The following is a 12,705-nucleotide window of genomic DNA, read 5'->3' as shown; positions in this document are numbered from 1 at the left end:
GCACTCGGCCCGGCGACCGGTCGCCCGGTGTCACCCGGGCGACCGGCACGTGTCACGCGATGTCGAACCGGTCGAGGTTCATGACCTTCACCCACGCCGCGACGAAGTCGTTCACGAACTTCTCCTGCGCGTCGTCGCTCGCGTACACCTCGGCGAGCGCGCGCAGTTCGGAGTTGGAGCCGAAGACCAGGTCGGCACGGGTGCCGGTCCACTTGACCGCGCCCGATGCGTCGCGGCCCTCGAACGTGTCCTGGGCCTCCGACGTCGACTTCCACTGCGTACCCAGGTCGAGCAGGTTGACGAAGAAGTCGTTGGTCAGGGTTCCGGGCCGCGTGGTGAGGACGCCGTGCCGGGACCCCTGGTGGTTCGCGCCCAGGACGCGCAGGCCGCCCACGAGGACCGTCATCTCCGGGGCGCTGAGCGTGAGCAGGTTCGCCTTGTCGACGAGGAGGAACTCGGCCGGCAGGCGGTTGCCCTTGCCGACGTAGTTGCGGAACCCGTCGGCGGGCGGCTCGATCGCGGCGAACGACTCCACGTCGGTCTGCTCCTGCGTCGCGTCGACGCGGCCCGGCGTGAAGGGCACCTCGACGTCGAAGCCGGCGTCCTTGGCGGCCTGCTCCACGGCCGCGCCGCCGGCCAGCACGATCAGGTCGGCCAGCGAGACCTGCTTGCCGTCGGTGCGGCCCGAGTTGAAGGACTCCTGGATGCCCTCCAGGGTGCGGAGGACCGACGCGAGCTCGTCCGGGTTGTTGACCTCCCAGCCGCGCTGCGGCTCCAGGCGGATGCGCGCGCCGTTGGCGCCGCCGCGCTTGTCGCTGCCCCGGAACGAGGAGGCCGCCGCCCACGCGGTCGACACGAGCTGGGACACCGACAGGTCCGAGTCGAGGACCTGGGCCTTCAGCGCGGCGACGTCCTGCGCGTCGATGGTCTCGTACGTCGCCTCGGGCAGCGGGTCCTGCCACAGCAGCGTCTCGCTCGGGACCTCGGGGCCGAGGTAGCGGACGATGGGGCCCATGTCGCGGTGGGTCAGCTTGTACCAGGCCCGCGCGAAGGCGTCCGCGAACGCGGCGGGGTCGTCCTTGAAGCGGCGCGAGATCGGCTCGTAGACCGGGTCGAAGCGGAGCGACAGGTCGGTCGTCAGCATCGTCGGGGCGTGGGTCTTCGACGCGTCGAAGGGGTCGGGGACGGTGCCCTCGCCGGCGCCGCCCTTCGGCCGCCACTGGTGGGCGCCCGCGGGGCTCTTGAAGAGCTCCCACTCGTAGCCGAAGAGGATCTCGAAGAAGCTGTTGTCCCACGTCGTGGGGGTGTCGGTCCAGATGCCCTCCAGACCGCTGGTGATGGCGTCGGCGCCCACGCCGGTGCCGTGCGTGCTCTTCCAGCCCAGGCCCATCTGCTCCATCGGGGCGGCCTCGGGGTCGTCGCCGACCGCGTCGGCCGGTCCCGCGCCGTGAGTCTTGCCGAAGGTGTGACCGCCCGCGATCAGGGCGACCGTCTCCTCGTCGTTCATCGCCATGCGGCGGAACGTCTCACGGATGTCGCGGGCCGCCGCGATCGGGTCCGGATTGCCGTTGGGGCCCTCGGGGTTGACGTAGATGAGGCCCATCTGGACCGCGCCGAGCGGGTTCTCCAGCTCGCGGTCGCCGGTGTAGCGCTCGTCGCCGAGCCAGGTGGTCTCGGGACCCCAGTAGACGTCCTCGTCGGGCTCCCACACGTCGGCGCGGCCGCCGCCGAAGCCGAAGGTCTCGAAGCCCATGCTCTCCAGGGCGACGTTGCCGGTGAGGATCAGGAGGTCGGCCCACGAAAGGGCTTGGCCGTACTTCTTCTTGACCGGCCACAGCAGACGGCGGGCCTTGTCGAGGCTGGCGTTGTCCGGCCAGCTGTTGAGCGGGGCGAAACGCTGCTGGCCGGCGCCTGCGCCGCCGCGGCCGTCACTGATCCGGTAGGTGCCCGCGCTGTGCCACGCCATGCGGATCATGAACGGGCCGTAGTTGCCGAAGTCGGCGGGCCACCAGTCCTGCGAGGTCGTGAGGACCTCGGCGATGTCCCGCTTCACTGCGGGCAGGTCGAGGGACTTGAACGCCTCTGCGTAGTCGAACTCCTCGCCGAGCGGGTTGGCCACGGCGGGGTTCTTGGCGAGGATCTTCAGATTGAGGCGCTCCGGCCACCACTGCCGGTTCCCGCCGCCCTGCGTCGGGTGCGGCGCGCGGTGCGCGACCGGGCAGCCGCCCGTCTCCTCCGGTTTGGGGTCGGTGACGATCGCGTCGTGGTTCTCAGTCATGGGAATCCTTCCGGAGAGGGCGGATCGCGGTGCTCAAGAGCGGAGGGTGGTGGAGCAGGCGCCCGCACGGGCCGGAAGGCGATCCAGTGAAGTCCCTTGCCGTCACCTGCTGTTGCCCTGTCCCTTGGCTGTCAGCCGGATCCGATCCTACGATGGACGAAATCCAAGTCAATACGACGGACAGGCGCACGGGGACTCATTCATCGGACCGAGCGCGGACGGGCGCGGACAGGCACGGGAACGGACAGGCACGAACCAGGCGCGGACTATGCACAGTGAGGGCTGGTGGTCATGAGTGACCTGCTCCAACGGCTTCGGGGGCGCGGCTGGCGGATGACCGCCCAGCGTCGAGTGATCGCCGAGGTGCTCGACGGCGACCATGTCCACCTGACCGCCGACGAGGTACTGGCCAGGGCGACCGGCCGCCTGCCGGAGATCTCCCGCGCCACCGTGTACAACACCCTCGGCGAACTCGTCTCGCTCGGCGAGGTGATCGAGGTCGCCACGGACGGCCGCGCCAAGCGCTACGACCCGAACGCCCACCGCCCCCACCAGCACCTGGTGTGCTCGGCCTGCGGCACCATCCGGGACGTCCACCCCATCGGCGACCCACTGGCCGACCTGCCGCCCGGCGAGCGGTACGGCTTCACCGTCGCGACGGTCGAGGTGACCTATCGAGGGCTGTGCCGGGAGTGCCGGCCACCGGACCGCCCGGTCATGGATCCGGCGTGAGGGTCTCGGCGATCCGGCGCCCCGTCTCGCGGGCCGTGAGATACCTGGTGACGTCATGAGCCCTGGCACCGTTGTGGATCGAGACGTCCTCGATCCCGTCTCCGAACCTGTCGGCGAGTCTCTTCACGACGGGCACCACGTCGCCCCGGTCGGCCACATTGATCCATCTCTTCACCGGCTCCGGCCAGTGGCCGCGGCCGTCGACGGGCCTCGGCGTGAGCCTGTCGAAGGTCAGATTGCGTATGCCCAGCGGAGATCCCAGGGTGACGAACGACAGTTCCTGCCACTCCGGGTGGGCGCACAGGGCTTCGTAGGCGACGACCGAGCCGAGCGAATGGGCGACTATCACCTCGGTCCGTGCTGTCACGCCGCGCTCCATGCGACGCTGGACCGCCGACCGGACCTCGGCGTCGGTGAAGTACACGCGCACCTGCCGCGCGCTCCAGATGAGGAACCGCTCGCTGAGCCCGGCGAAGAACGCGGAGTGGCTGAGCGCGTCCAGCGCCCGCTGCACGAGGTATGGGGTCCGCAGCCGGGCCGGGGCTTCCGGACCGGGAACGCATGGGTCGATCTCGGCGGCGTATGTCCACCACTGGATCAGCAGATCGCGTTCCATATCGTCCGAGACGTCCGAAGCGTCTAATTCCGGGATACCAAGACCTCGGTGCCCCGCGGGACGGAAAAGATCTCCGTAGAAGGCCATCGACACGTCTTCGCGCGGAAGTCGGACGTCCGAAGCCAGGGTGATGCCGTCAGCCAGCGCCGGATACCAGTCGGCGAGCAGCGTTTCCTCGCCTTTGTACTGCTGGCCGATTCCGTGCACGAGAACGACCCGGCTCATGACGCGCCCCCCTGCCCGGCAGACTTCTCGGAATGGATCCGGAGCGTGACCACTCCCATGAAGGTGGCGACACACACGCGGCCGGCGCTGTCGAGCGAGACACCTCGGATGGCACTGCCGATGTTGAGCTCGGTGTTCCAGCCGGGTGAGCCCGGCGTCCAGACCCGCATCAAGCCGTGCCGGTCCGCGGCCACCATGGTGGGGGTTCCCGCCACCTCCGCGACGCGGATCGCGTGGATCGCGGACGGGAAGGGCTCCAAGTCCACGTCCGCGGCGCTTCGGTCGTCCAGGTTCCAGAGCCGCAGTACGCCGTTTCCGGCGCCCGTGACGATCACGTCCCGGTCGATGCGAGCCAGTTCCAGGCCGAACGCACCCATCGCGTGATCGCCGAGAGGTTCTCCGACAGGGACTCCCGTGTCCAGGTCCCAGACGCGCACGGTTCCGTCCAGCGAGGCGCTCGCCACCAGGTCCCGTCCGCCCACGCTCGCGGCACGCACGGTCATGACCTCCGCGGTGTGTCCGGTCATCGGAGGGCACACGGGCGAGTGCGTATACAAGTCCCAGGCGTGGAGCACGTAGTCGTCGGCCACCGAGATCACCATCGCGCGGTCGCCCGCCAGGTGCGTGCACGCTCTCCACGTCACCCCGGAGCGCTTACCCAACCGGCGCCGTGGCTCCAGGCTCCACACTTCGGCTTCTCTGAAGGTACTGCGTACGACGATGCTGTCACGCCCCAACGAGGCGGCCGTCACTCCGTTCACCGACATCGCGGCCGACGGCAGATGGGCCGCGATCTGACGGCCGTCGTTCAGATCGTGCGTGCGCACCACGCCGTCCGTGCTGCCGGTGACCACGACGTCCCCGCCGTCCTGGGTGCTGAGGATGTCGGCGGACACCAGACTCGGCTCGGCCCCGCTCAACGGCTCCCCGATGGGCCACATCGTGGTGAGGTCCCAGACACGTACCTCACGAGCGGTGACCACGACCGCGACGGGAGTGCCGTCGATCTGCCCGAGGGCCGGCGCCTCGCGTTCGGCGGTCGCCCCCATGCGCGTGTAGCTCTCCATGGGGGGTCCCAAGGGCTCCGCGGACTCCATGTCCCATACGCGCGTCGTGTCGTCGAAGGCCATCGAAGCGACAAGGGAGCGCCGTCCGACGCGTGCGAGGGCACCGACCATCACGTACTCCGTGTGGCCGGTCATCGGCCCGGCCAGCGCCGCATGGTTCTGCACGTCGTGCACGTACAGGTTGTTGCCTTCCAGCACGGTCAGCACGACAGGACGGCTGTCGTGGAAAGCGACTCCCACCGTACGGGCCGCCGGGCTGAGGTCCTCGACGTCGAAATGAGCCTTCAGGCCGGCCCGGCCGGGTTCGGAGGTACCTGCCACCTGCCAGACGTACGCGTGATCGAGTTGGGTGGCGAGGACGATCTCCATGCCGCTGCCGACCATCCGCACCGCGAGGTGACGGATGCCCCCGATGTGGCCCTCGAGAGGATGGCCGACAGCGGTCCCGCCCAGGAGGGACCAGATGCGAACCGTGCCGTCCTCGCCGCCGCTCACCACGACCGGTGTGCCGCCCAACTCCCCGAAGGCCAGACACCGCACCGCGTTGGTGTGCCCGCCGAGAGGCGCTGCCAGGGTCTTCCCCGCGAACGGGTCCCACAGCCGGACCGTGGTGTCGGACCCTGCCGTGGCCACCACGGTTCTCCCCCGCACCTGGCCGAGCGCCACCGCGAGCACCGGCCCTGAGTGCCCTTCCATGGGGCCACACACTTGTGCTCGTGTGCGCGGGTCCCACAGCCGCGCCGTGCCGTCCTCCCCACCGGTCAGGACGAGGGCACGGCCGTGCACCGTGGCGAAGGCACTCGAGCAGACCGGCCTGGCGTGCCCCTCGACCGGTTGGTCGGCTGTCAGGTCCCAGATGCGGGCCGTGCGATCCTGACCGACGGTGACCGCGAGAGAGGTGTCCGCACGGCCGGTGAACGCCGCCGCGGTGATGTCCTCCACGTGGCCGCGGAGCGGGTGTCCCAGTTGTTGCAGCGTTCGCAGATCCCACAACCGTGCTTCGCGACGGCCACTGGTCAGCGCGACGGGGCGGCCGTCGAACTCGCCGACCACAGCGGAGGCGACTCCGCTGCGGAGGTAGTAGACGTGCGCGATCACCGGTTCACCGATCTGGCGGCGGGATTCAACGTCCCAGCGGCTGAGCATGCCCGAGCGGTCGCCGACCAGGGCCACCGTCCGGTCGTCCAGCCGAGCCAGGCACACGGCGGTGACCGCCTGCGAGGGGCCGATGAGCGGGCTGCCGTCCAGCCGGGCGTCACCGCCGTGGAGCACCTCGCTCAGGTCCCAGACGTGCACCGCTTTGTCGTCGCCACCCGTGATCGCGACGGGACGTCCTTTCAACTCGCCCAGGTCGGCGTCCCACACGGTGCGTCGATGGGCACTCAGGGCAGCACCCAACTGCCTCCGGGTCACGAAGTCCCACACTCGGGCCGTGCCGTCGGCGCTGGCGGTGAGCACCACCGGGTGGCCGTCGATGGCACCCACCACGATGCTCTGGACCTGGTTGGTGTGCCCGGTGAGCGGGGCGCCGTACTCCTGGCCCGCCGACAGGTCCCAGACACGGACGGTGCCGTCCTGGCCGCCTGTGAGCGCCACCGTGTAATCCCCGAGGTCCCCCATGGCGATGGCGCTCACCGCGATGCCCACGCGCAGCGGGTCACCGATCTGCCGCTGCGACGTCAGGTCCCAGACACGGGCGGTGCCGTCCTGGCCGCCGGTCACCGCGATCGGGCGACCGTCGAGGCCTCCGACAGCCACGCAGCGCACGGACTTCGTGTGGCCGCTCAGCAGCCTGTGCACACCGCTCGTCGACCACCACGCCCACCGGGCGGACCAGGGCAGGTCGACACCGAGTTCCTCGATCCGGTCGGCCAGGCGGTCGGCCTCGCACCGGCGAGCGGAGAGCTGGAGGTCGGCCGCGCGCTCACCGATGGGCCGGTCGGCCGTCAGCCGGTGTGCCACCTGCTCGTACGAACCTCGAATGCGGCGGGAACGGTCGCCTTCGATGGACGCGAAGGCCCGTAACAAGGAGAGCGGTTCACCGGCCAGGAGGAACCCCGGATCCTCGATGAGGTCGCCGAGCTGCCCGGCCGCGGCGGCGTGGGTGGACAGGTGCTGGCGGACGTACGGTATGGCCGCGAACCACTCCAGGCGCCCGTCCGGCGAGGTGGGGACCAAGGAGCGCAGGGCCTGGACGACCGAGCGCTGGATGTCCTCGGGAGGCCGGTCCGCGGTCGCGCGCAGATGCTCGGCGAGGGCTTTGTGGTACAGCCGGTAGACGGACCGCTGATCGTCGTCGATGACCTCGGCGACATACGCCTCGGCCACGTCGAGGACCCACGCGACGTCCTCCTCCGTGCAGGGCCGTCCCGAGATCACCGAGCTGAGGGCCGTCCAGACGCGTCCCCGGGGCAGCCCCTTGCCCTCGGAGAAGGCCAGGGCGAGCAGCATCCGCCGCACCCGCGGCTCATCGGGGCCGAACCGTGCCAGGTAGTCGTCGAAGGCTTCCCCGACCTCGCTGGGCAGCGCATCGGCCCAGCCGGGGCTGTCCACGTTCACCGCGACCCGGTCCGAGCGCAGTGTGCGGGCGGTGGTCCTCGCGTAGAGGTACACGCCGGCGGCCTTCCTCGCGACACCGCGGGCAACCGTCGCGGCCAGCTCGGGCAGCCCCCGGTAGGGCGTTCCCACGTTCTCCTCTTCGGTGGCGAGGAGCACTCTGGTCACGTATTCGGCGACGTCGTCCTCACTGGCCCGGTACTCGGCGCGGTCCAGATCCATCACGGTGAAGGTCGGGCCGAGGGGCGCGACCAGTTCCTGCCGGGTGCCCACGAGCAACCGCACCCCGGCGATCTCGGACATGGGCCTGAGCAGTTCACGGGTGATGCGGCGGGGCTCTCCGTGCCCGCCGGCGTCTGCGGCGGTATCCGATCCCGCTTCGTCCACGGCGTCCACCACGATGACCGAGGTGTGGCCGAGCCGGCCGCGCCGGGTCAGTTCCTGGAGCAGAGCCGCAGCGCCGTCCGCCGCAGTCCCCAGAGCCGTGGCGATCCGCTCGACGACCTCTTCGAGCCGCTTGTGCCGGGCATGCACCGCCACCGTGACGCAGCCTTCCGGCACCACTGTTCCCGACGTGAGGCTCGGCAGATCGAACCGTGTTCGATAGCGCGCGTCGGACAGCGCGACGAGCCGCCCGAGCACCGCCGACTTGCCACATCCGGGGCTGCCGGTGACCACGCGGCCCCGACCGTCCCCACCCGCTGTCGTCAGCCATGTCACCAGTTCCGAGAGCACACGGTCCCTGCCGCTGAAGTACAGGCCCTGCTCCGACTCGAACTCGACTCCGCGGGAACGTGGCCCGAAGTGCTCGGTCAAGTCCCTCTGTGCGGCGCGGCGTTGCACCTCCAGATCGGTGCCGAGCGGCGGGAGCCCTTTCTGGTAGCCCCTGTTGGGGAGAAAGGGAGCGAGCCCGGTGACCAGTCCGCTGGCCAACTCGGCGCGCTGGCCCCGGCCCTCCCTCTCGAAGCGCTCGTTGACCGCCTTGACCAGCTCGGTGAGGTCGAGGAACTGCTGACGCTGACCGGTACGTTCGGTCGTCGTGTGCACCGCCTCGGCGAGCGCCGCCACGAAAGCGCCGTCCTCCGCTATGTCCTTCCGCCGCGCGGAGGCGAGGAACCACAGGCCGGCCGACGCGCGCATGCCCGTGTTGCGGTAGGCGATGGACTGGAGGGCGACGGCCGACGCCTCAGCACTGCCGGCGCCGCCCGCGCAGGTGTCCAGGACGAGCAGCAGATGGCGCAGCTCTCCGCGGCACAGGATCCGCAGCAGATCCTCGGTGGCCAGCGCGGTCGTCGCCAGGTCCTCTTCCTGCGAGTCCCAGCAGAGCAGGTAGTGCCGGTCGCGGTCCTCCACCACGCCGTGCCCGGCGAAGTAGACGACCACTATGTCCTCGTCCGTCAAGCCGGCGTCCGCGGACCAGTGCCGCAGCTTCTGCCGGATCTGTTCGGCCCCCTCGTACTCCCCCAGACCGGGAAGCACCGCCTGGTATCCGAAAGACTTGAACAGCTCGGCGACGGCGCGCACGTCGCCGGACACGGACTGGAGCTGCGCGTCCTCGGGGAGGTGGCGGTACCGACTGCTTCCGAACGCAACAAGATACCGCCGCCCCACCGTCAACCACCCTGCTGTCCGCCCCGTTTGCTCCTAGTGGGACACCATCTTCCTCTTGAAGACCTACGTCCGTGAAGCACTTTGGGGACCGACACGGAGGCGCCGTCAACCGAGGAACGACAGCCGCACCTTCCGCTCCGGATTGTCGACGTTCGTGTCGACCAGGCACACCGACTGCCACGTGCCCAGCTCCAGGCGGCCGTTGACGACCGGCAGCGTCGCGTGCGGGGGGACCAGGGCGGGCAGGACGTGGTCGCGGCCGTGGCCCGGGCTGCCGTGGCGGTGCTGCCAGCGGTCGTCGGCGGGCAGCAGGGTGTGCAGCGCGGCGAGCAGGTCGTCGTCGCTGCCCGCGCCCGTCTCCAGGACGGCGATGCCCGCCGTGGCGTGCGGGACGAAGATGTTGAGGAGGCCGTCGCGGCCGCCTGCCGCCTCGCGCAGGAAGGTCTCGCAGTCGGTGGTGAGGTCGACGACCACCTCGCTCGAACCGGTGGTGACCTGCAGGACTCGGGTGGTGAATGCATCGGACATACGACCATCTTCCCCCACGCCGTCTCCCATTCACTGATACCGGGAGTCCGCCTTTCGAGACGCCATTGACCGTGCGTGCACGATCTGGCTACGTTCTGCGGCATGTTGCGTTCAGCCCTGCTCACCACGCGCGGTCACATCGACCTGCTGCGGGTGGCCTCCTCCGCGTGTCGCCGCGGCTGCTGACGCCCTTTCACCCGCTTTCGCGTTTCCTTCCGCCGGTTCTTCCGGGCGGTAGATGCCCCGTGCCGTCCGCGCATGCCCGCATGCGCGGTCTGATCCGCACGCCGGGCCCCGGGCCGAGCCCCCTGCGCACCGGCCGCCCGTAACCCCTCCTCCTCCCCCAGCCTCTGTCCCTCTCCTCCCCTGGAGCGCTCGTGCGCGTCAGTCATGCCCCTCCGCACGCCCCATCAGCACCCGATATATCCCCTAAATCAGTTTTCCCTCCTGCCTCAGGACCTGAGCTCGTAGCCCTCGTCCCCTCCTCCAGCCGCCGCACCCGCGTCCCCCGCTGGGTGCGCCGCACCTCCGGCCCGCTCGCGCTGCTCGCGCTCTGGCAGGTCCTCAGCGCCACCGGTGTGCTGACCGGCGACGTGCTCGCCTCGCCCGGTACCGTCGCCCGGGTCGCCGGTGACCTCATCGGGGACGGGTCGCTGCCCAACGCCATGGGTGTCTCGCTGCAGCGCGTCGCGCTCGGGCTGCTCTTCGGCACCGTCGTCGGCACGGCCCTCGCCCTCGTGTCCGGGCTCTTCCGCATCGGCGAGGACCTCGTGGACGCCAGCGTGCAGATGCTCCGCACCGTGCCGTTCGTCGGGCTCATCCCGCTGTTCATCATCTGGTTCGGCATCGGCGAGGCGCCGAAGATCGCCATCATCACGCTCGGTGTCTCGTTCCCGCTCTATCTGAACGTGTACGCCGGCATCCGGGGCGTCGACGCCCAGTTGATCGAGGCCGGGGAGTCGCTCGGCCTGTCGCGGTGGGGGCTCGTGCGGCACGTCATCCTGCCGGGGGCGCTGCCCGGGGCCATGACGGGACTGCGCTACTCGCTGGGCATCTCCTGGCTCGCCCTCGTCTTCGCCGAGCAGGTCAACGCCGACGCCGGGATCGGCTTCCTCATGGTCCAGGCCCGCGACTTCCTGCGCACCGACGTGATCGTCGTGTGCCTGGTCGTCTACGCCTTCCTCGGCCTGACCGCCGACTTCGTCGTCCGAACCCTCGAAAGGCTGCTGCTGCAATGGCGACCGACGTTCACCGGCCGGTGACCACCACCGCGGCCCCGTCCGCCGTGCGCGTCGACGGACTCACCCGCACCTTCGACGGGCGTGCCGTCATCGACGACCTGCACCTCGACGTGCGGCAGGGCGAGTTCGTGGCGCTGCTGGGCCGGAGCGGCTGCGGGAAGTCGACGTTGCTGCGCATCCTCGCCGGGCTCGACCGCGACATCGAGGGCACGGTGCTCGTGCCGCGCCGCAAGGCCGTCGCGTTCCAGGCGCCGCGGCTGATGCCGTGGAAGCGGGTGTGGCGCAACGTGCTGCTCGGGCTGCCGGGCCGGCCCGACCGGGGCGTCGCTGAGCGGGCGCTGGCCGAGGTGGGTCTGAAGCACCGCACCACGGCCTGGCCCAAGACGCTCTCCGGTGGCGAGGCCCAGCGCGCCTCGCTGGCCCGGGCCCTGGTGCGCGAGCCCGATCTGCTGCTGCTCGACGAGCCGTTCGGCGCGCTCGACGCGCTCACCCGCCTCAAGGCGCAGCGGCTCGTCGACGAGCTGTGGCAGCGGCGCGGCTGCGCGGTGCTGCTCGTCACGCACGACGTGGAGGAGGCGGTGCTCCTCGCCGACCGGGTGCTCGTCATGGACGGCGGTGTCATCGCGTACGAGAAGGAGATCGGCCTGGAGCGGCCGCGCGGCATCTCCGACCCCCGCTTCGGCGAGCTCCGCGCGGAGCTGCTCCAGCGGCTCGGCGTCGAGGCGCCCGCCGAAGCCCCCGCCGCCTGAACAGACCCTCGAGCCCACACCCTCGTCCCCACATATCGAAGCGAACGGAACCATCATGCGACGACCACGCCCAGCCCCCGCCGTCCTCCTGCTTCCCCTGGCCCTGCTGCTCGCCGCCTGCTCCGGCACCTCGTCCGCCGGCACATCGATCGGCGGCGCGGGGGGCGGCACCGACGGCAAGGGGTCGTTGACCTTGAACGTCGGTGACCAGAAAGGCGGCTCGGAAGCCGTGCTGCGCGCGGCCGGGGAGCTCGACGACCTCGACTACAAGATCCGCTGGTCCACCTTCACGTCCGGCCCTCCCCTGCTGGAGGCCATCAACGCCAAGGCCGTCGACATCGGCGGCATCGGCAATACCCCGCCGGTCTTCGCGGCGGGCGCGGGCTCGAAGATCTCCGTGGTGGCCGCGAGCCACGGCACGGCGGCCGGGGACACGATCCTCGTGCCCAACGGCTCGCCGTTGAAGAAGACCCAGCAGCTGAAGGGCAAGTCGGTTGCCGTGGCGCAGGGTTCGTCGGCGCATTACCAGCTGATCGCGTCGTTGCGGAAGGCCGGGCTCGACTTCAAGGACGTCGACGTCAAATATCTGCAACCCGCCGACGCGCTCGCCGCGTTCACCAGCGGGAAGGTGGACGCCTGGGCCGTCTGGGATCCGTACACCTCGCAGGTCCTGCGTGCCAAGAAGGGCCGCGTCCTGACCGACGGCGACGGGGTGGTGAACGGCCTCGCCTTCCAGGCCGCGGCGCCCGGCGCGCTCAGGGACAAGAAGAAGAGCGCGGCGATCTCCGACTATCTGAAGCGGCTCCGCAGGGCGCAGGACTGGGTCCACAAACACCCGGAGGCCTGGGCGAAGGTCTGGGCGAAGGACACCGGCCTGCCCTACGAGGTCGCGCTCGACGCGGTCAAGCGCACCAACGGCACCCGCGTCACGGTGGCCGTCGACAAGAACGTGGTCAGGTCCGAGCAGAAGATCGCGGACACCTTCGCCGAGCTGAAGCTGATCCCGCGCCGCATCGACTTCGGCGACTTCGTCGACACCCGCTTCAACGGCGATCTGCCGCCCTCCACCAGCAAGCCGCGCACGTACCGCGAGGAGTCCTGA

9 protein-coding genes are annotated in these 12,705 nt (G+C 70.3%); 5 read left to right on the top strand and 4 right to left on the bottom strand.

The features are described 5' to 3' along the window. Positions 1 to 52 precede the first annotated feature (52 nt). The gene (gene katG / locus ACZ7LU_RS20020; RefSeq protein ID WP_468314475.1) at positions 53 to 2,278 is read right to left on the bottom strand and encodes a catalase/peroxidase HPI; all 2,226 of its coding nucleotides are present in this window, start codon (positions 2,276 to 2,278) and stop codon (positions 53 to 55) included. Positions 2,279 to 2,569: 291 nt separating this feature from the next. On the opposite strand from katG, the gene ACZ7LU_RS20015 reads away from it, so the two are divergent. Continuing rightward, positions 2,570 to 3,010, top strand: a complete 441-nt coding sequence (locus tag ACZ7LU_RS20015; RefSeq protein WP_471917460.1) for a Fur family transcriptional regulator — start codon at positions 2,570 to 2,572, stop codon at positions 3,008 to 3,010. On the opposite strand, the gene ACZ7LU_RS20010 is transcribed toward ACZ7LU_RS20015, so the two are convergent. From ACZ7LU_RS20010 to ACZ7LU_RS20000, 3 genes are all read right to left on the bottom strand, one after another. Next, positions 2,994 to 3,851 carry a hypothetical protein gene (locus ACZ7LU_RS20010; RefSeq protein ID WP_471917459.1) on the bottom strand — a complete coding sequence of 286 codons (858 nt, stop codon included), beginning with the start codon at positions 3,849 to 3,851 and terminating at the stop codon, positions 2,994 to 2,996. The two genes, ACZ7LU_RS20015 and ACZ7LU_RS20010, sit on opposite strands and share 17 nt — an antisense overlap. Next, positions 3,848 to 9,085: a caspase family protein gene (locus ACZ7LU_RS20005; RefSeq protein WP_471917458.1), complete on the bottom strand. Its 5,238-nt coding sequence runs from the start codon at positions 9,083 to 9,085 to the stop codon at positions 3,848 to 3,850. The genes ACZ7LU_RS20010 and ACZ7LU_RS20005 overlap by 4 nt, the downstream gene beginning before the upstream one ends. Positions 9,086 to 9,190: 105 nt before the next feature. Beyond that, the gene (locus tag ACZ7LU_RS20000) at positions 9,191 to 9,613 is read right to left on the bottom strand and encodes a secondary thiamine-phosphate synthase enzyme YjbQ (RefSeq protein WP_471917457.1); all 423 of its coding nucleotides are present in this window, start codon (positions 9,611 to 9,613) and stop codon (positions 9,191 to 9,193) included. Positions 9,614 to 9,715: 102 nt separating this feature from the next. Between ACZ7LU_RS20000 and ACZ7LU_RS19995 the strand changes: the two genes are divergently transcribed. The 4 genes from ACZ7LU_RS19995 (at position 9,716) to ACZ7LU_RS19980 (ending at position 12,705) form a co-directional block, all read left to right on the top strand. Further along, positions 9,716 to 9,799: a putative leader peptide gene (locus ACZ7LU_RS19995; protein WP_355809829.1), complete on the top strand. Its 84-nt coding sequence runs from the start codon at positions 9,716 to 9,718 to the stop codon at positions 9,797 to 9,799. Between the two features lie 191 nt (positions 9,800 to 9,990). Beyond that, a complete protein-coding gene (locus tag ACZ7LU_RS19990) occupies positions 9,991 to 10,875 on the top strand; it encodes an ABC transporter permease (RefSeq protein WP_471917456.1) in 885 nt (294 codons plus the stop codon). Continuing rightward, entirely contained in the window at positions 10,848 to 11,603 is a 756-nt protein-coding gene (locus tag ACZ7LU_RS19985; RefSeq protein ID WP_398306883.1) for an ABC transporter ATP-binding protein, read from the top strand. The genes ACZ7LU_RS19990 and ACZ7LU_RS19985 overlap by 28 nt, the downstream gene beginning before the upstream one ends. A 55-nt stretch (positions 11,604 to 11,658) precedes the next feature. After that, positions 11,659 to 12,705, top strand: coding sequence for an ABC transporter substrate-binding protein (locus ACZ7LU_RS19980; protein ID WP_471917455.1), 1,047 nt, complete (start codon positions 11,659 to 11,661; stop codon positions 12,703 to 12,705).

This window comes from Streptomyces sp. NPDC039462, assembly GCF_055639375.1.
Note: the sequence above shows the minus strand (reverse complement) of the source record. Positions and strands in the feature narration are given on the sequence as shown.